We start from the raw sequence: 21,790 nt of genomic DNA on the forward strand, positions 1-21,790 counted from the left end.
CCGATTGGGTGCGGCGCGAACGGAAGGCTAAAGTGCGTGTGATGCAATGCAACACGGCGCCAGCCGCCGCTACCGGAGAGACCCCATGCCCCTCGTCGCATTACGCCCCCTGCTCGATCACGCTGCCGAAAACGGCTACGGCGTGCCGGCGTTCAACGTCAACAACCTCGAGCAGGTGCAGGCCATCCTGCAGGCCGCTGCCGCGACCGACAGCCCGGTCATCCTGCAGGCGAGCGCCGGTGCCCGCAAATACGCTGGCGAAACCTTCCTGAAGCAGCTGATCGAAGGTGCCGTGGCCAGCTATCCGAATCTGCCGATCGTGATGCATCAGGATCACGGCGTCAGCCCGGCCGTGTGCATGACCGCGATCAAGCTCGGTTTCTCGAGCGTGATGATGGACGGCTCGCTGATGACCGACGGCAAGACCCCGGCCGACTATGACTACAACGTCGGTGTCACCCGGCAGGTCGTCGAGATGGCGCATGCCTGCGGCGTATCGGTCGAGGGCGAGCTTGGCTGCCTCGGCCGGCTTGATACCGGCATGGGCGAGGCCGAGGACGGCGTCGGTGCCGACCGCAAGCTGTCGCACGACGAGCTGCTGACCGATCCGATTCAGGCGCGCGATTTCGTTGCCGCCACCGGCGTCGACGCGCTGGCCATCGCCATCGGCACCAGTCATGGCGCGTACAAGTTCTCCAAGCCGCCGACCGGCGAGGTGCTGGCGATCGACCGCGTCCGCGCCATCCACATCGCGATTCCGAACACCCATCTGGTCATGCACGGCAGCTCGAGCGTGCCGCAGGAACTGCTGGCAGAACTGCGCGAGTACGGCGGCGAACTGAAGCCGACCTGGGGCGTGCCGGTCGAGGAAATCCAGAAGGCGATCTACTTCGGCGTGCGCAAGATCAACATCGACACCGACCTGCGGTTGGCGATGACCGGCGCGATCCGCAAGCACTTCGCGACCAACCCGGCCGATTTCGACCCGCGTGCCTACCTGAAGCCGGCGATCGCGGCGATGCGCAAGGTCTGCGAAGACCGCTACGCCGCTTTCGGCGCGGCCGGTCAGGCATCGCGCTTTCTGCAAAAGCACAACGTGATCCAGCTCGCTGCCTGAGCCGATACCGATCCGTTAATGCCCTGACCGTTTGAACAGCGCGAGCGCCAGCTCGCGCTGTTTTGCATGGTCGACCACCGGCCACGGGTAGTCGGTCCCCAGCCGCACGCCGGCTTCGCGCAGACCGATCGGATGCGCCAGCCACGGTGCATGGATTGCATCCGGGCCCAGTGCGGACAGCTCGCGGCAATAGCGGCGGATGAAACGGCCGTCCGGGTCGAATTTCTCCGACTGCGTGACCGGATTGAAAATGCGGAAATAGGGCTGGGCATCGCAGCCGGTGCTGGCGGCCCACTGCCAGCCGCCGTTGTTGGCGGCAAGATCGAAATCGAGCAGTTTTTCGGCGAAGTAGCGCTCGCCCCAGCGCCAGTCGACCAGCAGGTCCTTGACCAGAAAGCTGGCGACGATCATCCGCAACCGGTTGTGCATGTAGCCAGTCCGGTTCAGCTGGCGCATCGCGGCATCGACGATCGGATAGCCCGTTCGGCCCTCGCACCAGGCGGCGAACAGTGCCGGGTCGTTCGGGAACGGCAGGGCATCGTACTCGGGCCGGAAGGCGTGCCCGGCCACGTCGGGCCGGTGCCAGAGGATCTGCTGGTAGAAATCGCGCCAGCACAGCTCGGACAGCCACGTCTCGGCTCCGGCGCCGCCCTGGCGCCAGGCATGCGCGGCCAGTTCGCGAATGGACACCGTGCCGAAGCGCAGGTGCACCGACAGGTAGGACGGCCCCTTGATGCCCGGAAAATCGCGCGTCTCGTGATAGCGGTCCAGCCGGGTGCAAAAATCGTTGAACAGCGTTTCGCCGCCGCTGCATCCGGCCGGCAAGGCCGGTGCCTCGTCCGGCTCGAAGCCCAGTTCGCTCAGCGAAGGCCAGGGCTGCGGGGGCAGCAGCGCCAGCCGGTGGGCGTATTGCCGCACCGGATAGGCGCGGACGTAAAAGTCGTCGAGCTTCGCCAGCCAGGCACGCTTGTAGGGGGTAAAGACGCTGTACATGCCGCCGGTCTTCGTCCGGATTTCGTCCTGTTCGAAGATCACCTGATCCTTGAAGGTTTCGAAACCGATTTCCAAAGCAGCCAGCCTCGCCGCAACCTCGGCATCGCGGGCGATCGCGGCCGGTTCGTAGTCGCGGTTGGCGTAGACGGCCGTGGCGCCGAACTCCCGTGCCAGCGCCGGAATGGCCGTCGTCGGTTGTCCGTGACGGACCACAAGCTCGCTGGCACACGCGACCAGCTCGGCCTTGAGCTCGGCCAGCGTTGCGTGAATGAAGGCAACCCGTCGGTCGGCACGAGGCAGCGGATCAAGGATGTCGCGGTCGAAAATGAAGACCGGGATCACGCAGTCGTGATGCTTGAGCGCATGAAACAGCGCTGCGTGATCGAAAAGTCGCAGGTCGCGACGCAGCCAGACGAGGGCGGTAGACATGAAGCTCGAATCGGAAGTCCCTGACTTGCCTAGTCTAGCGTTTGTTGCGGCGCAGGGACGGCCTGCGTTCGGCAGCCCGCTTGTGCGATAATTGCCCCATGGACCTCGACCTTTCACGCCACTTCCTGATCGCCATGCCTTCACTGGCCGACCCGATCTTTGCCAAGACGCTGACCTTCGTCTGCGATCACAACGACAAGGGCGCGATGGGAGTCATCGTCAATCGCCCGGTCGGCATGACGCTGACGACGCTGTTCGAGCAGATCGACGTCGAGCTGCACCGGCCCGATGTGGCCGAGCTGCCGGTGTGCTTTGGCGGCCCGGTCCAGACCGACCGGGGTTTCGTGCTGCACACGCCGCTGGGCGACTGGCAGTCGACGCTGTCGGTGTCGGACGAGATGGGGCTGACGACGTCGAAGGACATCCTGCTTGCCGTCGGCGAGGGTGGCGGTCCCGAGAAAATGTTCGTCACGCTCGGCTATGCAGGCTGGGAAGCCGGCCAGCTTGAGGCCGAAATGGCCCAGAACAGCTGGATCTCGGTCGAGGCCGATCCGGAAATCATCTTCGCGCTGCCGGCCGAGGAACGCTACGATGCGGCGCTCAAACTCTTGGGCATCGACGTGGCGATGCTGTCGGACGAAGCCGGACACGCATGAGCACGATTCTGGCTTTCGATTTCGGCGAGGCGCGAATCGGCGTCGCGATGGGCAGTACCGAGCTCGGTATCGCCCATCCGCTCGAAACCATTGCCACCGTTGAAACCGACAAGCGCTTTGCCCGCATCGAAGCACTGATCACCCAGTGGCAACCGACGCTGTTCGTCGTCGGCCTGCCGCTCGGCATCGACGGCGAAGAACAGCTGGCGAGCCGGCTCGCGCGCAAGTTCGCCAGTCGGCTGACCGGCCGCTTCGGCCTGCCGGTCACGCTGGTCGACGAGCGCTACACGTCGAAATCGGCATCGATGGCGCTCGACGATACCGGCTTGCGCGGCCGCCGGCAGAAGCCGGTCCTCGACCAAGTCGCGGCGATGCAGATCCTGCAGGCCCATTTCGATCAGATCGCCGAACAGGGCGGGGCGCGGTAGCAGTGAGCCGGCACGGCCTGCTCGCCCATCTTCCTGTCCTGCCGGGCCAGCCGGCCCGGATTTTCCCCGAATTCCTCCCGCAGCGCGCCCTCCGGCCGCCGCAGCGGCGTGGCCTTTTTGCATCCATTTTTCAGGGAGCATCATGTACAACCCGCAACTGAACGCGCAGGGTGAGCTCATCCACCTGCTGACGACCGAGGGGCTGCCCAAGCGCATCCTCACCCAGATTCTCGACCGCGCCGCCGAGTATGTCGCCGCCGGCGAGGCCGGCAACAAGAAGTTCGCCACTCTGGCCGGCCGCTCGGTGTTCAACCTGTTCTTCGAGAACAGCACCCGCACGCGGACGACGTTCGAGATCGCCGCGAAGCGTTTGAGCGCCGACGTCACCAGCCTGAACATCCAGGCATCGAGCACCGCCAAGGGCGAAACGCTGCTCGACACCATCCACAACCTTGAAGCAATGGGCGCCGACCTCTTCGTCGTGCGCCATGCGCAATCGGGCGCGGCGCACCTGATTGCCCAGCACGTGCAGCCGGGCATCGCCGTCGTCAACGCCGGCGACGGCCGCCACGCGCATCCGACGCAGGCGCTGCTGGACATGTACACGATCCGCCACTTCAAGGGCGATTTCACCAAGCTGCGCGTCGCCATCGTCGGCGACATCCTGCACTCGCGCGTTGCCCGTTCGGACATCCATGCGCTGACGACGCTGGGCTGCCCGGAAGTGCGCGTGATCGGGCCGAAGACGCTGATCCCGACCGGGATGGAGAGCCTCGGCGCTCACGTCTACCACGACATGGCCGAAGGCCTGAAGGACGTCGACGTCGTGATCATGCTGCGGCTGCAGAACGAGCGGATGAGCGGCGCCTTCCTGCCGAGCACGCACGAATTCTTCAAGTACTACGGCCTGACGCCGGAAAAACTCGCGCTGGCCAAGCCCGACGCGATCGTGATGCATCCGGGGCCGATGAACCGCGGCGTCGAAATCGACTCGGCCGTTGCCGACGGTGCGCAGGCGGTGATCCTGCCGCAGGTGACCTTCGGGATCGCCGTGCGTACGGCAGTGATGGCCATCGTTTCCGAAAACCAGCGCGGCCGGGGGGCGCAAGCATGATCGAGACCAAGAACACCGTCATCCGCAATGGTCGCCTGATCGACCCCGCCCACGGTACCGACACGCAGGGCGACCTGTATCTGGCCGGCGGCAAGATCGTCGGCGTCGGCAGTGCACCGGCCGGCTTCGTGGCCGAACTGGACATCGATGCCAGCGGCCTCGTCGTCGCCCCGGGTCTGGTCGACCTGTGCGCGCGGCTGCGCGAGCCGGGCAACGAGTACAAGGCGACGCTGCAGAGCGAGATGGCCGCGTCGGTCGCCGGCGGCGTGACCAGCATCGTCTGCCCGCCCGATACCGATCCGCCGCTGGACGAACCGGGTCTGGTGATGAATCTGCGCCAGCGTGCGCGCAAGCACGATCTGGCCCGGCTGTATCCGGTCGGCGCGCTGACCGTCGGCCTGAAGGGCCGGGAAATCACCGAAATGGCGCTGCTGCGCGAGGCCGGCTGCGTGGCGTTTTCGCAAGGCGACGTGCCGATCGCCGACCTGCAGGTGCTGTACCGCGCGATGCAGTACGCGGCAACGTTCGGCTTCGAGCTGCGGCTGCGTCCGGAAGAGGCCAGCCTCGTCAACGACGGCGTTGCCCATGACGGTGACTATGCGTCGCGCCTCGGGCTGACCGGCATCCCGGTGATCGCCGAGACGATCGCCATTGCGCAGATCGTCCAGCTGATGCGCGCCACCGGCTGCAAGGTGCACATCGCCCGGCTGTCCAGCGGCGCCGGCATCGAGCTGGTCCGCGAGGCCAAGCGCGAAGGCCTGCCGCTGTCGTGCGACGTGGCGATCAACCACATCCATCTGGCCGACGTCGACATCGGCTACTTCGACAGCCAGTACCGTTTCGATCCGCCGCTGCGCAGCCTGCGCGACCGCGATGCGATCGTTGCCGGCCTGAACGACGGCACCATCGACGCCATTTGCTCGGACCACAGCCCGGTCGACGACGACGGCAAGCTGCTGCCGTTTGCCGAAGCCGAACGCGGCGCCACCGGTCTGGAACTGCTGTTGCCGCTGACCTTGGCATGGGCAGAACGCAACCGCATTGCGCTGCCGATCGCGCTGGCGAAGATCTCCAGCGTGCCGGCGGCCAAGATCGGCTTCAGCGCCGACCTGCAGGTCGGCAGCCGCGCCGACCTCGTCGTGTTCGACCCGAACGAGGCGTGGACGGTGACGCGCGAAGCGCTGCGCAGCCAGGGCAAGAACACGCCGTTTGCCGGCATGGAAGTGAAGGGCCGTGCGCGCTATACCTTTGTGAAGGGCAAGTGCGTGTACACGGTCTGAGCGAAACCGGTATCGACCGACGCCCGTCCCGGTGACGGGCGTTTTTGCGTCGGCGCTTGGCGTCGTGCAACGGCCCCGCTATACTCGGATCTGTTTTTCAAACGTGTGTTTGAAATTTGAGAGGAGAGATTACATGTCCGATCTGGCCAGCCTGTTCCAGACCGCTCAGGATGAAGTGGTGAAGCTCAACGATGCACCGGATGTGCAGACCAAACTCAAGCTCTACGCGCTGTTCAAGCAGGCGAGCGAAGGCGACGTCAGCGGTGACCGCCCAGGCGCGCTCAACTTTGTCGCACAGGCCAAGTACGACGCCTGGGCCAAGCTCAAGGGCGTGAGCAACGACGGCGCGAAGCAGCAGTACATCGACCTCGTCGAAGAACTCAAGCGCAACGACTCCTGATCGTTGCGCACAATGAAAAAGCGGCCCGCAGGCCGCTTTTTATTGGCAGATCACCGCAAGTGATTACGCGAGCTTCTGCTTCAGCAGTTCGGTCAACACGCCCGGATTGCCCTTGCCCTTGCTGGCCTTCATGCACTGGCCGACCAGTGCGTTCAGCGCCTTTTCCTTGCCGGCACGGTATTCCTCGACCGACTTGGCATTGTTGGCGATCACTTCGTCGACGATGGCTTCGAGTGCACCGGTGTCGGTTTCCTGCTTCAGGCCGTCACGCTCGATGATGGCGTCGGCCCCATTGGGATCGGTCACGCCCTCGTCCCACATCTTGCGCAGCACGTCCTTGGCGGTCTTGTTGTTGATCGTGTTGTCCGAGACACGGCGGATCAGACCGGCCAGTGCTTCGGCCGAGACCGGTGTATCGACGATGTCCTTTTCCTCGCGGTTCAGCGTCGCGGAGACGTCGCCCATGATCCAGTTGCTGGCGAGCTTGGCATCGGCGCCGGCGGCAACGGTGGCTTCGTAGTAGCCGGCCAGTGCCTTGCTTGCGGTCAGCGTGGCCGCGTCGTAGGCCGGGATGCCGTACTGCTCGACGAAGCGAGCCTGCATCGCCGCCGGCAGTTCCGGCAGTTCGCTGCGCACGCGCTCTACCCATTCGTCGCTGATCACCAGCGGCGGCAGGTCCGGATCCGGGAAGTAGCGGTAGTCGTGCGCGTCTTCCTTGCTGCGCATTGCGCGGGTTTCGCCGGTGTCCGGGTTGAACAGCACCGTCGCCTGCTGGACCTTGCCGCCATCTTCGATCAGTTCGATCTGGTACTGGACTTCGGCCTTGACCGCCTGTTCGATGAACTTGAAGCTGTTGAGGTTCTTGACCTCGCGGCGCGTACCGAACTCCTTCTGGCCTTCCGGGCGCACCGAGACATTCACGTCGCAGCGGAACGAGCCTTCCTGCATGTTGCCGTCGCAGATGCCGATCCACGTCACCAGTGAATACAGCGCCTTGGCGTAGGCGACCGCTTCGGCAGCTGAACGCATTTCCGGCTCGGACACGATTTCGAGCAGCGGTGTGCCGGCGCGGTTCAGGTCGATGCCCGACAGGCCGTGGAAGTCTTCGTGTACCGACTTGCCGGCGTCTTCTTCCAGATGTGCGCGGGTCAGGTTGATGGTCTTGTCGACGCCGTCGACATTGATCGTGATCGCGCCGCCCTCGACCACCGGCAGCTCGAACTGGCTGATCTGGTAGCCCTTCGGCAGGTCGGGGTAGAAGTAGTTCTTGCGCGCGAACACCGAGCGCTGGTTGACCTTGGCGCCGATTGCCAGACCGAACTGGATCGCCTTTTCAACGGCGGCCTTGTTCATCACCGGCAGCGCGCCGGGCAGGGCGATGTCGACGACAGCGGTCTGGGTGTTCGGTGCTGCGCCGAACGCCGTGCTGGCCGACGAGAAAATTTTCGATTGCGTGGTGAGCTGGGTATGCACCTCCAGCCCGATGACGACTTCCCATTTCATGGTGTGTCTCTCTGTGTGGCCGTCAGCGGGGCTGACGGCGATACCAATAGGAATACTGTTCAGCAAAGCCCAGGCTGGCGTACAGCGCCGTTGCCGCCGTATTGGCGGCAACGGCCTGCAGCACGCAGCGCTTTGCACCGGTGCGCCGGCCCCAGGCCAGCAGCGCGTTAACCAGCCGGCGGCCATGACCGTGACGGCGCTGCGCCGGGTCGGTAACGATGTCGTACAGCACGATGCTGTCCTGCTGGCGTACGGCAAAGCCGCAGGCGACGAGGCGCCCCTGTTCGGCCAGCGCTGCGAACGCAACCGGGCAGACGTAGCTTTTCAGCAGTGCCAGCGCGGTCGGGCGCTGGGTGGCGCTGACGCTGTTCATCGTTGCGAAGGCGTCGAACCACACGCCATCGACGTGGTCGTAAAGCGTCACGGCCGGATCGCTGGCGGTCGGGAAGTCATCGAGCATCCGCGTCTGTACGCTGGATACGTCGGTCTGCGCGTAGCCGCGTGCGCCCAGCAGCGCATCGAGTTCGCCGGAGGCGGCGGTCAGCTTGAAGATTGCCGGCTGGCCGAGCGCGTTGTAACGCTGCTCGACATAGCCAAGCTTGTCCGCATTCGCCTGCACGCCCCGGTACAGCGGCGTCACCGAGTTGGCGCGCTTGGTGTAGCCGTTGGCGAACCGCAGCACCCAGCCGTCGACCAGCTCGGTTGCCCGGGCCGGCCAGGCGCTGGTCGTCAGCGCCTCGATCTCGGTGATGCGGTCCGGCGTCATTACAGCGCCGGTGCCTTCTGGTGCCAGTCGGTGGCTTGCTGGAAGCGGTGAGCGGCGTTCAGCATCTTCGCTTCGGCAAAGTAGTTGCCGATGATCTGCAGGCCGATCGGCCGTCCGGCCGTGTCGAAGCCGGCCGGTACGCTCATGCCCGGCAGGCCGGCGAGGTTGACGCCCAGCGTGTAGATGTCCTCGAGGTACATCGCCACCGGATCGGCGTTCTTGTCGCCGAGGTTCCACGCGGTACCCGGTGCGACCGGACCCATGATCAGGTCGCAGTCGGCGAAGGCGCGCTGGAAGTCGTCGGCGATGATGCGGCGGATCTTCTGCGCCTGCAGGTAGTAGGCGTCGTAGTAGCCGTGGCTCAGCACATAGGTGCCGGTCAGGATGCGGCGCTTCACTTCCCAGCCGAAGCCTTCGGCACGGCTCTTCTCGTACATTTCGGTCAGGCCGTCGTAGTCGGCAGCACGATGGCCGTAGCGGACGCCGTCGAAGCGCGACAGGTTGCTCGACGCTTCGGCCGGCGCGATCACGTAGTACGACGGAATCGCCAGCCTGGTGTTCGGCAGGCTGATGTCGACGACGGTAGCACCGAGCTTTTTGTATTCGGCAATGGCGGCGTCAATCGCTGCTGCGACGTCGGCGGCAAGACCTTCGGCGAAGTACTCGCGCGGCAGGCCGATACGCAGGCCGGCCAGCGGTGCGTCCAGATCGCGGGCGTAGTCTTCCTTGGCGTGCTGCAGGCTGGTCGCGTCGCGCTCGTCAAAGCCCGCCATCACGTTCAGCAGCAGCGCGCAGTCTTCGGCGCTCTTGCCGAACGGGCCGCCCTGATCGAGCGAGCTGGCGTAGGCGATCATGCCGAAGCGGCTGACGATGCCGTAGGTCGGCTTGATGCCGGTGACGCCGCAGAAGCTCGCCGGCTGGCGGATCGAGCCGCCGGTATCGGTGCCGGTCGCGATCGGCGCCAGCCGTGCCGCGACGGCCGCGGCCGAGCCGCCCGAGCTGCCGCCCGGTACCGCCTTGCGGTCCCAAGGGTTCAGCACCGCGCCGAATGCGCTGTTCTCGTTCGACGAGCCCATCGCGAACTCGTCCATATTCGTGCGGCCGAGCGTGACGAGGCCGGCGGCATCGCACTGTTCGATCACGTGGGCGTTGTAGGGCGCGACGAAGTTTTCCAGCATCTTCGAGCCGCACGAAGCGACCCAGCCCTGCTGGCAGAAAATGTCCTTGTGCGCGACCGGGATGCCGGTCAGTGCACCGGCATTGCCGGCCGCACGAGCGGCGTCAGCGGCCTGCGCCTGCGCCAGCGTTTTGGCTTCGTCGATGGCGATGAAGGCATTCAGCGCGGCGTTGGCCTTGATCCGGCCGAGGTACTCGGTGGCCAGCTCGACGGCGGAGACGTCCTTGGCCGCCAGCATGCCGGACAGTTGTTTGAGTGATTTTTCGATCATGGGTAGCTCAGGCTGGATCGGCCGGGCGGTAGCCCATGCCCTGTTCGACGAGGTCGATCAGCGTGTGGATGACCTTGATGTGGATTTCCTGAATGCGGTCGGCGTAGCCGAAGTGCGGCACGATGATTTCGACGTCGGCCTGGCCCTTGAGCTTGCCGCCGTCCTTGCCCATCAGCAGCAGCACTTTCATGCCGCGCTCGCGCGCGGCTTCGACCGCACGGATGATGTTGGCCGAGTTGCCGCTGGTGGTGATGCCGACCAGCACGTCGCCGTCGCGGCCGAGGCCTTCGACGAAACGCGAGAAAATGTCGTTGAAACCGTAGTCGTTACCGACACAGGTGATGTGCGACGGATCCGACACGGCGATCGCGGCCAGTGCCGGGCGGTTGTCGCGGTAGCGGCCGGAGAGTTCTTCGGCAAAGTGCATGGCGTCGCAGTGCGAGCCGCCGTTGCCGCACGAGATCGCCTTGCCGCCGGCCTTGAGGCTGCTGACCAGCAACTGGGCGGCGGCATCGACCGAGGCGAGGAAGGCGTCGTCGGCGAGCACGCGCTCGAGAACCTGCTGGGCTTCGCGCAGATGCTGCGCTACGGTGCTGATGCTCATTCGATCACCTTCGGAACCAGGTAGAGGCCGTTCTCGACGGCCGGGGCGATCGCCTGGAAGGCATCGCGACGGTCGGGCGCGGTGGCGACGTCGTCGCGCAGGCGCAGATGGACGTCTTGCGCGTGGGCCATCGGCGCGATGCCGGTGGTGTCGACCGCGCGCATTTCTTCGATCAGCGTAAAGATTTTGTTGAGCTGTTGTTGCGTTGCAGCAAGCTCGGTGTCGGTAACGGCGATGCGGGCCAGTTTGGCGATGCGCCGTACGTCGTCCAAGGAGAGAGACATGAGCATTTTCCCCCTGCTAAGTCCTTATGATCATCAGCGCCTTAGGGTATCATGCCGGGTTTGTTTCACCCAAGCTGGCCCCGGGTATGAACGTCGGCGGAACTTATCGCCCGCAACCCGTTCTGGCTTTAAAACCTATTCTTTGGCGACGGCCCTTGCCGGCGCCCTGTACACGACCCCAATACCATTGCGAGTAAACTAATGTTCGGTCTTCTCTCCGGTTACTTCGCCAACGACATCGCGATCGACCTCGGCACCGCCAACACCCTGATCTACATGCAAGCCAAGGGCATCGTCCTCGACGAGCCGTCGGTGGTGGCGATCATGCAGGAAGGCGGTCCGTCGGGTAAGAAAACCATTCTGGCCGTCGGCGCCGAAGCAAAGAAAATGCTCGGCCGTACGCCGGGCAGCATTACCGCGATCCGCCCGATGAAGGATGGCGTGATCGCCGACTTCACCATTACCGAACAGATGCTCAAGCAGTTCATCAAGAAGGTGAACCCGAGCCGCCTGTTCAGCTCCCCCCCGCGCATCGTCATCTGCGTGCCCTGCGGTTCGACCCAGGTCGAACGCCGCGCGATCAAGGAATCGGCGCTGGGCGCCGGCGCACGCAAGGTCGAGCTGATCGAGGAGCCGATGGCTGCGGCGATCGGTGCCGGCCTGCCGGTCGAAGAAGCGACCGGCTCGATGGTCGTCGACATCGGCGGTGGTACGACCGAAGTCGGCGTGATCTCGCTCGGCGGCATCGTTTATGCCAGCAGCGTGCGCGTCGGTGGTGACAAGTTCGACGAGTCGATCATCAACTACATCCGCCGCAACTACGGCATGCTGATCGGCGAAACCACCGCCGAAGAAATCAAGAAGCGCATCGGTTCGGCCTTCCCGGGCGCCGAAGTACGCGAAATGGAAGTGAAGGGCCGCAACCTGGCCGAAGGCATTCCGCGTTCGTTCACGATTTCGAGCAACGAAATCCTCGAAGCGCTGACCGAGCCGCTGAACCAGATCGTTTCCGCCGTGAAGCAGGCGCTGGAACAGACGCCGCCGGAACTCGGCGCCGACATCGCCGACAAGGGCATGGTGCTGACCGGTGGCGGTGCGCTGCTGCGCGATCTCGACCGTCTGCTGATGGAAGAAACCGGCCTGCCGGTCATCGTCGCCGAAGATCCGCTGACCTGCGTCGTGCGCGGTTCGGGCAAGGCGCTCGACAAGCTCGACAAGGTCACGGCGATCTTTACCCGCGACTAAGGATAAGGCGTGCCGGACGCAGGGCAATGTGCCCGGCGTCCGGTTTTTCGTTGATTTCGCGCCTGACCGGTCATGCAAACCAGCCCTCCCGCTTTTTTCAAACAGGGTCCGAAGCCGCTTACGCGGCTGCTGATCTTTTCGCTGCTGTCGATCGGACTCATCGTCGGCGATGCGCAGTACAGCATGCTCGGCCGTATTCGCGAGCAGGTCTCGGTGCTGCTGTATCCGCTCCAGTGGGCCGCAACCGCGCCGTTCGCGACGCTGCGCAACACCGCCGACTTCCTGTCGCGCCAGACCGAGCTGATGGCCGAGAACCGCCAGCTCAACGACGCCCAGCTCGCGGCCCGCGCGCAGGCGATGCGGCTCAAGGCGCTCGAGGCCGAAAATGCGAGCCTGCGCGAACTGAGTGTGCGGCGCGACACGGTGGGGCAGTCGTCGCAGCTGACCGAAATCCTTTACAACGGGCGTGACCCGTTCACGTCGCGGCTGATCGTCGATCGTGGCGAGCAGCAGGGCGTCCGGTCGGGGCAGATCGCCATCGATGCATCGGGCGTGGTCGGGCAGGTCGTTCGTGTCCAGCCGCTGACCGCCGAGATCCGGCTGATTTCGGACCGCAACCAGATGGTGCCGGTCGTGGTCGAGCGCAACCAGTTGCGAACCGTCGTTTACGGCATGGGTGCGCATCAGCCGCTCGAGGTGCGCAACATGGCGCCGAATGTCGACATCCAGCTCGGCGACGTGCTGGTGACGTCGGGGATCGACGGGATCTATCCGGTCGGCCTGCCGGTGGCCAAGGTCGTCAAGGTCGAGCGCGGTTCCTCGTTCGCACGCGTCGTTTGCGCACCCGTTGCAGCCGTCGACCGGCACCGCTTCCTGTTGCTGCTCGATCATCGCAGCGACATGCCACCGTACCCCGAGGCCGCGTCGCAGCCGGCGGGTGCGGGCAAGCACAAGAAGGGTAACTGATGCCCATTTCCCATCAATTGCTGCGACCGGTGAGCATCGGTTTCATCGTGCTCAGTTTCATCGTCGCGCTGCTGGTCAACCTGCTGCCGTGGCAGGTGTCGATCGCCAACTTCGCGCCGGATTTCGTCGCGCTGTTCATCGTCTACTGGGCGCTGAACCAGCCGCGTCGCGTCGGTGTCGCCACGGCCTTCATTCTCGGCGTACTGATGGATGTCGGTGACGGCAATGTCCTCGGCCAGCACGCGCTGGCGTACTCGGTGATCGCCTATCTGGTGCTGATCCGTCAGCGGCAGATGGCGGTGTTCGCGTTCTGGCAGCAGGCACTCATCGTTTTCGGCCTGCTGACGCTGGCGCAGGTGATCATGGTCATCGTGCGCATGGCGCTCGGCGCGCCCTTCGTCGGCTGGGCCTATTTCGCCGGTAGCGTACTGGCGGCCTTGCTGTGGCCGCCGTTGTCGAACCTGATGCTGATGCATCAGCGCAAATCGGTGCCGGACGAGCTATGAGTGGCCCATCGTCGCGCGCGGAGGCGTAATGGCGCGCAATGAACTGAAGAATTCGCTGGCGGAGCGTTACGCGTTCCAGCTGCGCATCGTCACGGCGGTGCTGTTCGTGCTCGCCCTGTTCGGGCTGCTGTTTGCCCGTTTCGTCTGGCTGCAGGTGGCGCAGCACGACAAGTACCAGACGCTGGCCGAAGCCAACCGGATTTCGCTGGTGCCGGTGACGCCGGCGCGCGGCATCATCCGTGACCGCAACGGCGTGGTGCTGGCGCACAATTTCTCCGCCTATACCCTCGAAATCACGCCGTCCAAGCTGGCCGACAGTCTCGACGAGACCATCGCGCGGCTGTCGAAGATCGTCGACGTCACCGGCAAGGATCGCCGCCGCTTCAAGAAGCTGATGGAGGAAACGCGCGATTTCGAATCGCTGCCGATCCGCACCCGGCTGTCCGACGAGGAAGTGGCGCGCTTTGCTGCCAACAGCTACCAGTTTCCCGGCGTCGAGATCAAGGCGAGGCTGTTCCGTCAGTATCCGTTTCAGGAAGTGGCCAGCCATCTGATCGGCTACATCGGCCGGATCAATGACAAGGATCTGGCCAAGCTCGACGAGGATGGCGAGCTGGCCAACTACCGCGGGACCGATCACATCGGCAAGCTCGGCATCGAAGCCAGTTACGAGACCCAATTGCACGGCACGACCGGTTTCGAGGAAGTCGAAATCGACTCGGGCGGCCGGGCGATCCGCACCCTGCGCCGGACGCCGCCGCAACCGGGCAAGGACCTGACACTGTCGGTCGACATCAAGCTGCAGGAGATGGTCGAAAAGCTGTTCGGCGAACGCCGTGGCTCGCTGGTCGCGATCGATCCGCGCGACGGCGGCGTGCTGGCCTTCGTATCCAAACCCGGTTTCGACCCGAACCTGTTCGTCGACGGCATCGATCCGGACAGCTGGAAGGCGTTGAACGAATCGCCCGACAAGCCGCTGCTGAACCGGGGACTGCGTGGCGAGTATCCGCCGGGGTCGACGTTCAAACCGTTCATGGCGATCGCCGCGCTCGAAGGCAACTTCCCGCTCACAAGGCAGACGATTTCCGATCCGGGCTATTTCATCTACGGCAACAACCGCTTCCGCGACTCGCACAAGGGCGGTTACGGTTCGATGAACTTCGACCGCTCGCTGCCGCTGTCGTCGGACACCTACTACTACCAGCTCGCGGTGCAGATGGGCATCGATTACATCGCCAAGTTCATGGCGACGCTCGATCTCGGCCAGCTGACCGGCATCGACCTGCCGGGCGAACGTCCGGGGGTGCTGCCGAGCCCTGAGTGGAAAAAGAAGCGCTTCAGGACGCCGGCGCAGCAGAAGTGGTATTCGGGCGAGACCGTATCGATCGGCATCGGCCAGGGCTACAACTCGTACACGCCGCTGCAGATGGCCCACGGCATCGCGACAATCGCCAACCGTGGCGTGATGTTCCGGCCCCACGTCGTTGCAACCGTGATCGACAAGAGCAGCGGCAAGCAGACCCGGATCGAACCGCAGCCCGAGCGTACCTTGCCGTGGAAGCCGGAGAACATCGAGCGTGTCGTACGCGGCATGGTCGGCGTGACCCAGTACGGCACCGCCACGCGCATTTTTGCCGGTGCGCCATACGTCGCAGCCGGCAAGACCGGTACCGCCCAGGTGTTCAGCCTGCGCGGTGGCAAGTACAACGCCAAGGCAATCAACGAACGGCTGCGCGACCACTCGTGGTTCGTCGCCTTCGCGCCGGCCGACAAGCCGACGATCGCGCTGGCTGTCATCGTCGAGAACGGCGGTTTCGGCGCCGCCGCCGCAGCGCCGATCGCGCGTCAGGTGCTCGACTACTATCTGCTCGGCAAGATGCCGGCGGCCCTGGCCGCCGACGCATCGGCCGTAGCCTCGGCGCCGGTGGCGGCGCAGGAAGACATCAGTGATTAAGACGATCTGGAACCGGATCAAGCAGCCGATCGACCCGTGGCTGTTCCTGTTCACGCTGCTGATTTTCGCCGTCTCGGCGATCGTGCTGTTTTCGGCGTCGAACCGCGACCTCGACAAGGTGATGGACAAGGTCACCTTCATGGGGATTTCGCTGGGCGTGATGTGGTTCTTCGCGAACATCTCGCAGCAGACGCTGATGCGGCTGGCGTTGCCGGCCTACGTTGTCGGTGTGGCGCTGCTGGTGGCGGTGGCACTGTTCGGCGTCACCAGTCACGGCGCGACGCGCTGGCTGAATATCGGCATCACCCGCATCCAGCCGTCCGAGCTGATGCGGATCGCGATGCCGCTGATGCTGGCGTGGTTCTTCCATCACTTCGAAACGACGCTGAACTGGAAGCATTTCGTCGCAGCTGCCTTGCTGATGGTGGTGCCGGTCGGCCTGATCCTCAAGCAGCCCGACCTCGGTACCAGCCTGCTGATCGCATCGAGCGGCTTTTACGTGCTGTTTCTGGCCGGACTGAGCTGGCGCTTCCTGGCGGTGATGGGTGTGGCCGGTGGCGCGCTCGCCTACACGGTGACGCACTGGGAACTGTGCATCAACATCCTGCAGGAGTACCAGTGCCGCCGGATCGCGACGATGCTCGATCCGATGCAGGATCCGCTCGGGGCCGGTTATCACATCATCCAGGGCACGATCGCGATCGGCTCGGGTGGCGTGCTCGGCAAGGGCTGGCTCAACGGCACGCAGACCCACCTCGACTTCATTCCGGAGCGGACGACCGACTTCATTTTCGCCGTGTTCGGCGAGGAGTTCGGCCTGCTCGGCAACGGCGTGCTGCTGGTGCTCTACCTGCTGGTCATCGGTCGCGGCCTGACCATCGCCAGCCGGGCACCGACGCTGTTCGGCCGGCTGCTGGCCGGGGCGATTGCGCTCAATTTCTTCACCTATGCCTTTGTCAACATGGGCATGGTGTCCGGCATCCTGCCGGTCGTCGGCGTGCCGCTGCCGCTGATTTCCTATGGCGGCACCTCGATGGTGTCCATTCTCGCGACCTTCGGCCTCCTGATGAGCGTCGGCCGCGATCGCAAGCTGATGAAGGGGTAACAATGACATTGCGTGGATTGCTCGCCGTGGCGGCGCTGCTTGGTCTGACCGCGTGCAGCACGACACCGACGAAACCGGTAGCCGGCACGACGCCGGCACCGGCTGGCGGGACGCCATCGCAGTACAGCTGCGACTACAAGGCACTCGACAACGGCGGGGCGTTCTACAAGGACGACGGCCCGATGGCCGACATCCCCGCCAACATCGACCTGATCCCCGAACCGGTACCGCGCTGGGAGCCGCTGCACAAGTGGGCCAACCGCCCTTATACCGTGCTCGGACTGTCGTTCACGCCGCTGGCTGCGCCCGGCAACTCGGTCGAAACGGGCATGGGCTCGTGGTACGGCCGCAAGTTCCACGGCCAGAAAACGTCGATCGGCGAAACCTACAACATGTTCGCGATGACGGCGGCGAGTCCGGTCCTGCCGCTGCCGAGCTATGCGCGCGTCACCAACGTCAAGAACGGCCGCAGCATCATTGTCCGCGTCAACGACCGCGGTCCTTTCCACAAGGGCAGGGTGATGGATCTGTCCTTCCTCGCCGCATGCCGTCTGGGTTATGCGATGCAGGGCAGCGCCGAACTCAAGGTGGAAAGCCTGCTGCCGCCGGATGCGCCGACGTCGGTGCTGGCGCAGGCCAAGCAGCAGGTGGATGCGCCACTCCCTTTCGATGGCGACCCAAAACCGGTACCGGTCGCTAATACTGACGCCGGCGTCTATCTGCAACTGGCCGCGTTCAGCAGTCTGGCCAATGCGGAATCCTTCCGGGACCGCTATGCCAGCATGCTCGACGGCAACAGTGCCAAGCTGGTGATCCAGTCGAGCGGCGCAGTCCACCGCGTTCGCATCGGCCCGTACCCGGACCGGCAGAGTGCATTGGCGGCGGCGGAAACACTGACCGGTCAGCACAACCTGCAGGCGGTCATTGCGCGTTAAAGCATGAACCCGATCAAGGGCGGAATTTTCCGCCCTTTTTTACGGCGGTAACGAGGGCAGCATGCCGGTGTTTCTACCGCCTGTATTTGATCAGTGGCCTTTCATAAGTTGCTGTACATATTCGGCAGTATGAAAATAATTTTCAGTTATGCTGATGGACTGGTAGAAAGCCGTTCCGGCTGTCAGCATTGGCTGGCCTTGCTTCGGCGACTGCGTCCCGCAGGGGACAGCCCGGCGTTGCAGCTTGCCAAGCGGTGACCTTTGCCCCAAGAATGGGGTTTCGTAAATTTTCACTTTCAGGACGCTGCCTTGACCCGCGTGCCGGTCACCTTGCAGGACGCCGAAAGCGGCCGTTCCTTCGGCCTGATTCGCCGGATGCTGATCGCCCTTTCGATCAGCGTCGTGCTGTTTGCGCTGGCGGCGGTGACCTGGTCCATCTGGCGCAGCTACCAGGAAACGCTCGACAACGCCGAACAGCAGATGCTCACGCTGGCGCGGACCATGGACGAGCACGTTGGCCGGACGATGGACGCGAGCCTGAACACCATGTTCGCAATCCAGCAGGACGGCCTGTTCCAGACCTGCCTCGAGGCCAACGACACGGCCTGCATTCATGCCTATCTGCAGCGCCAGCTCGGCCATGCGTCGCAGATGGCGACCTTCGCCGTTGCGCGGGCCGACGGCACGCTGATCGCGTCGACGCAGCAGTACCCGGCGCCGGCGCACAACCTAAGCAATTTCCAGTATTTCAAGGCCGCACGGTCACAAGCTGCCTCGCCGTTCTACATCGCGGAACAGCAGGCCGATCCGACCGGTGACCGCTCGGTGATTCCGTTCGTCATGCCGATGAACAACCGGCGCGGCGAATTTGTCGGCGTGCTGTTCGCCGGCATCGATCCCGGATACTTCCGTCAGTTCTATCGAAGCATTGCCTCGCACAACGGGCTGGCGATCGAAATGTTCCGCGATGACGGCATCTCGCTGACGCACTATCCGGACAGCGCCTACGACGTCGGTCACGACCTGTCGCACCGGGCGTTCTTCGATTCCGACTTCGGTGGTGCGCCAAGCGGCAGCTTCACCGAACACAGCACCCGCGATGGCGTGACCCGGATCTACGGCTGGCGTCATGTCGGTGGCTGGCCGCTCGGCGTGATGGTCGGCGTCGACCGGCAGGAAGTCCTTGCATCGTGGCGCCACGACAGTTTCGTCAACGGTGGCGTGACGGCCAGCGTACTGGCGCTGGCGGCGCTGCTGGTCGTCTATGTGCTGCGGCAGTTGCGCCGGCTTGAAAGCACAGAGGACGCGCTGTACCTGACTCGCGTGGCGGTGGAGCGCGGCGCCGACATGGCGATCTGGCTCGATCCCGACGGCATCATCCGTTACGTCAACACCACCGCCTGCCATCGCCTCGGCTACGGCGAGCGGGAATTGCTGGGCATGCGGTTCAAGGACATCAACCCGACCTTCAATGCGGAAAACTGGGGGATGTTCTGGGAGCGCTTGCGCGAACAGAAGCACCTGTTCGAAGAGTTTGCGCTGAAAACACGCAATGGCGATGCCTTCCCGATCGAGTCGTACTCGAACTACATCGTCTTCAAGGGGCAGGAATTCAATTGCGCGGTCGTGCGTGACATTTCCGAGCGGCGGATGGCCGAAGAGGCCATCGTCAAGAGCGAACAGCAGCTGCGGCTGGCGCTCGATGCATCGAACACCGGCCTGTTCGACATGCCGCTCGACAGCCGTCGAGGCGCGATCACCAGCCCCGAGTACGACCGGCTGCTCGGCTTCGTGCCGGGCGAACTGGTCGAGACCTTCGAGAAGTGGAAGGAGCAGATGTATCCGGGCGATCGCGAGGTTGCGCTGAACGCGTTCCGCGATTGCTATGCCGGTACCGCACCACAGTTCGTCATCGAGTATCGCCGCAAGGTCCGGACCGGTGAATACCGCTGGTTCCTGTCGCGCGGCAAGTTCGTCGAGTTCGATGCCCGCCGCAATCCGACGCGGCTGATCGGCACGGTGACCGACATCACCGAGCGCAAGGTCGCGCAGGACCGCATCATCGAGCTGGCGAACTTCGATACCGTCACCGGGCTCGCCAACCGCAACCTGCTGCGCGACGAACTCCGGCTCGCCGTCGCCGGCGCCGAGCGCCACAGCCGGCAACTGGCCCTGCTGTTCCTCGACCTCGACCGTTTCAAGACGATCAACGATTCGCTCGGCCATACCGCCGGCGACCAGATGCTGCGGCAAGTCGCCGACCGGCTGCGGCGCATTGCCGGCAAGGGCGACATTCTGGCGCGGCTGGGCGGCGACGAATTTGTGCTGGTGCTGACCGAGATCGACAATGCGATGCATCCGGGGCTGGTTGCCGAGCAGATCCTCGCGTCGTTCGCCGATCCCTTCGTGCTCGAGGCCGGCGGCTTTGCCACGACGACGTCGATCGGCATCAGCGTCTATCCGGACGACGGTGCCGACTCGGATACGCTGATCCGCAGTGCCGACGTCGCGATGTACCAGGCCAAGAGCGCCGGCCGCAACAACTACCAGTATTTCACCGCAGACATGAATGCCCGCGTCTCCGAGCGGCTGGTGCTGGAAACCAGCATGAGCCAAGCGCTGACCGAAAACGAATTCGAACTCTACTTCCAGCCGCAGGTCTGCCTCAAGGATGGCCGTATCACCGGTGCCGAGGCGCTGATCCGCTGGCGCCACCCGGAGCACGGGCTGATTTCACCGGCCAAGTTCATTCCGATCGCCGAGGAAAGCCGGATGATCGTGCCGATCGGCAACTGGGTGCTGCTCGAGGCCTGCCGTCGCGCCGCCACGTGGATGCGCGATACGGGGCAGACTATGACGATTGCGGTCAACCTCTCGCCGCTGCAGCTGCACCAGTCCAACCTGCTCGAGATCGTCGCCGACGCGCTGGCCGACGCCGAGCTGCCGCCGCAGTGCCTCGAGCTCGAAGTCACCGAGTCGGTGGTGATGCAGGAAGTCGAACACGTGATGACGATGCTGTCGGGCATCAAGCGGCTCGGGGTCAAGCTGTCGGTCGACGATTTCGGGACCGGTTACTCGAGCCTCTCGTACCTGAAGCGTTTTGCCTTCGACAAGCTCAAGGTCGACCAGAGCTTCGTCCGCGATCTGACCACCGACCAGAACGATGCGGCCATCGTGCTGGCGATCATCGGCCTCGGCAAGACGCTCGGCATGACGGTGCTTGCCGAAGGTGTCGAAACCCCCGAACAGCTCGACTTCCTGCGTCGTGCCGGTACTGACGCCATCCAGGGATACCTGTTCAGCAAACCGCTGCCGGTCGACGAATTCGAAGTGCTGCTGCAGGCATCGCCCCGGCTGACGCTCACTCGTTCGAACGGCGATGCATTGAGGATTCAGCCATGAAGCTCGTGATCGGCAACAAGAACTATTCGTCGTGGTCGCTGCGGCCGTGGCTGGCGATGAAGATCGCCGGCCTGCCGTTCGACGAGGTCAATCACGACCTGTACGCCGCAGGCGCCCGCGACCAGCGGCTGCGCTTTGGCCCGACCGGCAAGGTGCCGGTACTGATTGATGGCGACGTCACGATTTGGGAGACGCCGGCCATTGCCGAATATCTGGCCGAAGCGGCGCCGTCGCTGTGGCCCGCTGATCGCGCTGCGCGTGCGGTGGCTCGCGCTGTCTGTGCCGAGATGCACGCGGGGTTCACTGCGCTGCGTACGCAGTGTCCGATGGATGTCCACCTGCGCACGCTGGCCAGCGTCGATGCAGCGCTCGGTGCCGACCTCGAACGCGTGGCCGCACTGTGGGCCGACTGCCGTGCGCGCTTCGGCGCCGGTGGCGACTTCCTGTTCGGTCGCTTCAGCCACGCCGACGCGTTCTTTGCGCCGGTCGCGACGCGGATCCGCAGCTACGGTCTGCCGGTTTCGCAGGCCGCGCAAGCGTATGCGGAGACCCTGCTGGCGCTGCCGGCTTTTCTGGAGTGGGAAGCCGCCGCCGGGCAAGAAGCACGCCAGGTTTGAGCGAGGAGACAGGCGGCGAATGGCGCTTGCCTAAAAAT

19 protein-coding genes and 1 pseudogene are annotated in these 21,790 nt (G+C 64.4%); 14 read left to right on the plus strand and 6 right to left on the minus strand.

Going from position 1 to position 21,790, the window contains the following annotated elements; translation table 11 throughout:
- Positions 1-85 precede the first annotated feature (85 nt).
- Positions 86-1,078, plus strand: a pseudogene (fba, locus tag JMJ54_RS14760) (class II fructose-bisphosphate aldolase); the annotation flags it as partial.
- 54 nt (positions 1,079-1,132) lie between these two features.
- Here the strand turns inward: fba and JMJ54_RS14765 are convergent.
- Entirely contained in the window at positions 1,133-2,539 is a 1,407-nt protein-coding gene (locus tag JMJ54_RS14765) for a cryptochrome/photolyase family protein (protein WP_203539325.1), read from the minus strand.
- Positions 2,540-2,637: 98 nt separating this feature from the next.
- Here JMJ54_RS14765 and JMJ54_RS14770 point away from each other — a divergent pair, with 98 nt between their 5' ends.
- The 5 genes from JMJ54_RS14770 to JMJ54_RS14790 all read left to right on the plus strand — a co-directional run bounded on the left by JMJ54_RS14770 (position 2,638) and on the right by JMJ54_RS14790 (position 6,417).
- Entirely contained in the window at positions 2,638-3,195 is a 558-nt protein-coding gene (locus JMJ54_RS14770; RefSeq protein ID WP_189462294.1) for a YqgE/AlgH family protein, read from the plus strand.
- A complete protein-coding gene (ruvX, locus tag JMJ54_RS14775) occupies positions 3,192-3,623 on the plus strand; it encodes a Holliday junction resolvase RuvX (protein ID WP_203539326.1) in 432 nt (143 codons plus the stop codon). Before JMJ54_RS14770 ends, ruvX begins: the two co-directional genes overlap by 4 nt.
- Positions 3,624-3,765: 142 nt before the next feature.
- Positions 3,766-4,737 carry an aspartate carbamoyltransferase catalytic subunit gene (locus tag JMJ54_RS14780; protein WP_203539327.1) on the plus strand — a complete coding sequence of 324 codons (972 nt, stop codon included), beginning with the start codon at positions 3,766-3,768 and terminating at the stop codon, positions 4,735-4,737.
- The gene (locus tag JMJ54_RS14785) at positions 4,734-6,017 is read left to right on the plus strand and encodes a dihydroorotase (RefSeq protein ID WP_239000115.1); all 1,284 of its coding nucleotides are present in this window, start codon (positions 4,734-4,736) and stop codon (positions 6,015-6,017) included. The genes JMJ54_RS14780 and JMJ54_RS14785 overlap by 4 nt, the downstream gene beginning before the upstream one ends.
- 133 nt (positions 6,018-6,150) lie before the next feature.
- Positions 6,151-6,417, plus strand: a complete 267-nt coding sequence (locus JMJ54_RS14790; RefSeq protein ID WP_203539328.1) for an acyl-CoA-binding protein — start codon at positions 6,151-6,153, stop codon at positions 6,415-6,417.
- Positions 6,418-6,480: 63 nt separating this feature from the next.
- Here JMJ54_RS14790 and gatB read toward each other — a convergent pair whose 3' ends face one another.
- The 5 genes from gatB to gatC are packed head-to-tail and all read right to left on the minus strand — an operon-like array spanning position 6,481 to position 11,022.
- Complete coding sequence (gatB, locus tag JMJ54_RS14795) at positions 6,481-7,920, minus strand: Asp-tRNA(Asn)/Glu-tRNA(Gln) amidotransferase subunit GatB (RefSeq protein WP_203539329.1); 1,440 nt, start codon at positions 7,918-7,920, stop codon at positions 6,481-6,483.
- A gap of 22 nt (positions 7,921-7,942) precedes the next feature.
- Positions 7,943-8,686, minus strand: coding sequence for a GNAT family N-acetyltransferase (locus tag JMJ54_RS14800; RefSeq protein WP_203539330.1), 744 nt, complete (start codon positions 8,684-8,686; stop codon positions 7,943-7,945).
- The gene (gene gatA / locus JMJ54_RS14805) at positions 8,686-10,134 is read right to left on the minus strand and encodes an Asp-tRNA(Asn)/Glu-tRNA(Gln) amidotransferase subunit GatA (protein WP_203539331.1); all 1,449 of its coding nucleotides are present in this window, start codon (positions 10,132-10,134) and stop codon (positions 8,686-8,688) included. Before gatA ends, JMJ54_RS14800 begins: the two co-directional genes overlap by 1 nt.
- Before the next feature lie 7 nt (positions 10,135-10,141).
- Positions 10,142-10,738, minus strand: a complete 597-nt coding sequence (gene lpcA / locus JMJ54_RS14810; RefSeq protein ID WP_203539332.1) for a D-sedoheptulose 7-phosphate isomerase — start codon at positions 10,736-10,738, stop codon at positions 10,142-10,144.
- Positions 10,735-11,022: an Asp-tRNA(Asn)/Glu-tRNA(Gln) amidotransferase subunit GatC gene (gatC, locus tag JMJ54_RS14815; RefSeq protein WP_070532751.1), complete on the minus strand. Its 288-nt coding sequence runs from the start codon at positions 11,020-11,022 to the stop codon at positions 10,735-10,737. The genes lpcA and gatC overlap by 4 nt, the downstream gene beginning before the upstream one ends.
- A gap of 201 nt (positions 11,023-11,223) precedes the next feature.
- Here gatC and JMJ54_RS14820 point away from each other — a divergent pair, with 201 nt between their 5' ends.
- From JMJ54_RS14820 to JMJ54_RS14855, 8 genes are all read left to right on the plus strand, one after another.
- Entirely contained in the window at positions 11,224-12,267 is a 1,044-nt protein-coding gene (locus JMJ54_RS14820) for a rod shape-determining protein (RefSeq protein WP_070530477.1), read from the plus strand.
- 72 nt (positions 12,268-12,339) lie between these two features.
- Positions 12,340-13,233 carry a rod shape-determining protein MreC gene (gene mreC / locus JMJ54_RS14825; protein ID WP_203539333.1) on the plus strand — a complete coding sequence of 298 codons (894 nt, stop codon included), beginning with the start codon at positions 12,340-12,342 and terminating at the stop codon, positions 13,231-13,233.
- Complete coding sequence (gene mreD / locus JMJ54_RS14830) at positions 13,233-13,739, plus strand: rod shape-determining protein MreD (RefSeq protein ID WP_203539334.1); 507 nt, start codon at positions 13,233-13,235, stop codon at positions 13,737-13,739. The genes mreC and mreD overlap by 1 nt, the downstream gene beginning before the upstream one ends.
- 28 nt (positions 13,740-13,767) lie before the next feature.
- Complete coding sequence (gene mrdA, locus JMJ54_RS14835) at positions 13,768-15,693, plus strand: penicillin-binding protein 2 (protein WP_203539335.1); 1,926 nt, start codon at positions 13,768-13,770, stop codon at positions 15,691-15,693.
- A complete protein-coding gene (rodA, locus tag JMJ54_RS14840) occupies positions 15,686-16,798 on the plus strand; it encodes a rod shape-determining protein RodA (protein WP_308438013.1) in 1,113 nt (370 codons plus the stop codon). The genes mrdA and rodA overlap by 8 nt, the downstream gene beginning before the upstream one ends.
- Before the next feature lie 2 nt (positions 16,799-16,800).
- On the plus strand, positions 16,801-17,733 hold the full coding sequence (locus JMJ54_RS14845; RefSeq protein WP_203539336.1) for an SPOR domain-containing protein: 933 nt from the start codon (positions 16,801-16,803) through the stop codon (positions 17,731-17,733).
- A 318-nt stretch (positions 17,734-18,051) separates the two neighbouring features.
- Entirely contained in the window at positions 18,052-21,135 is a 3,084-nt protein-coding gene (locus JMJ54_RS14850; protein WP_308438018.1) for a bifunctional diguanylate cyclase/phosphodiesterase, read from the plus strand.
- The gene (locus tag JMJ54_RS14855) at positions 21,132-21,752 is read left to right on the plus strand and encodes a glutathione S-transferase family protein (protein WP_203539338.1); all 621 of its coding nucleotides are present in this window, start codon (positions 21,132-21,134) and stop codon (positions 21,750-21,752) included. The genes JMJ54_RS14850 and JMJ54_RS14855 overlap by 4 nt, the downstream gene beginning before the upstream one ends.
- Positions 21,753-21,790: the final 38 nt, after the last annotated feature.

The organism is Jeongeupia naejangsanensis, assembly GCF_016865585.1.
Lineage (GTDB): Bacteria > Pseudomonadota > Gammaproteobacteria > Burkholderiales > Chitinibacteraceae > Jeongeupia > Jeongeupia naejangsanensis.

Bases quoted from the DNA above. Each gene is read 5' to 3' on its own strand.
- JMJ54_RS14765 (WP_203539325.1), bottom strand. From the start codon at position 2,539: ATGTCTACCGCCCTCGTCTGGCTGCGTCGCGACCTGCGACTTTTCGAT.
- JMJ54_RS14770 (WP_189462294.1), top strand. From the start codon at position 2,638: ATGGACCTCGACCTTTCACGCCACTTCCTGATCGCCATGCCTTCACTG.
- ruvX (WP_203539326.1), top strand. From the start codon at position 3,192: ATGAGCACGATTCTGGCTTTCGATTTCGGCGAGGCGCGAATCGGCGTC.
- JMJ54_RS14780 (WP_203539327.1), top strand. From the start codon at position 3,766: ATGTACAACCCGCAACTGAACGCGCAGGGTGAGCTCATCCACCTGCTG.
- JMJ54_RS14785 (WP_239000115.1), top strand. From the start codon at position 4,734: ATGATCGAGACCAAGAACACCGTCATCCGCAATGGTCGCCTGATCGAC.
- JMJ54_RS14790 (WP_203539328.1), top strand. From the start codon at position 6,151: ATGTCCGATCTGGCCAGCCTGTTCCAGACCGCTCAGGATGAAGTGGTG.
- gatB (WP_203539329.1), bottom strand. From the start codon at position 7,920: ATGAAATGGGAAGTCGTCATCGGGCTGGAGGTGCATACCCAGCTCACC.
- JMJ54_RS14800 (WP_203539330.1), bottom strand. From the start codon at position 8,686: ATGACGCCGGACCGCATCACCGAGATCGAGGCGCTGACGACCAGCGCC.
- gatA (WP_203539331.1), bottom strand. From the start codon at position 10,134: ATGATCGAAAAATCACTCAAACAACTGTCCGGCATGCTGGCGGCCAAG.
- lpcA (WP_203539332.1), bottom strand. From the start codon at position 10,738: ATGAGCATCAGCACCGTAGCGCAGCATCTGCGCGAAGCCCAGCAGGTT.
- gatC (WP_070532751.1), bottom strand. From the start codon at position 11,022: ATGTCTCTCTCCTTGGACGACGTACGGCGCATCGCCAAACTGGCCCGC.
- JMJ54_RS14820 (WP_070530477.1), top strand. From the start codon at position 11,224: ATGTTCGGTCTTCTCTCCGGTTACTTCGCCAACGACATCGCGATCGAC.
- mreC (WP_203539333.1), top strand. From the start codon at position 12,340: ATGCAAACCAGCCCTCCCGCTTTTTTCAAACAGGGTCCGAAGCCGCTT.
- mreD (WP_203539334.1), top strand. From the start codon at position 13,233: ATGCCCATTTCCCATCAATTGCTGCGACCGGTGAGCATCGGTTTCATC.
- mrdA (WP_203539335.1), top strand. From the start codon at position 13,768: ATGGCGCGCAATGAACTGAAGAATTCGCTGGCGGAGCGTTACGCGTTC.
- JMJ54_RS14845 (WP_203539336.1), top strand. From the start codon at position 16,801: ATGACATTGCGTGGATTGCTCGCCGTGGCGGCGCTGCTTGGTCTGACC.
- JMJ54_RS14855 (WP_203539338.1), top strand. From the start codon at position 21,132: ATGAAGCTCGTGATCGGCAACAAGAACTATTCGTCGTGGTCGCTGCGG.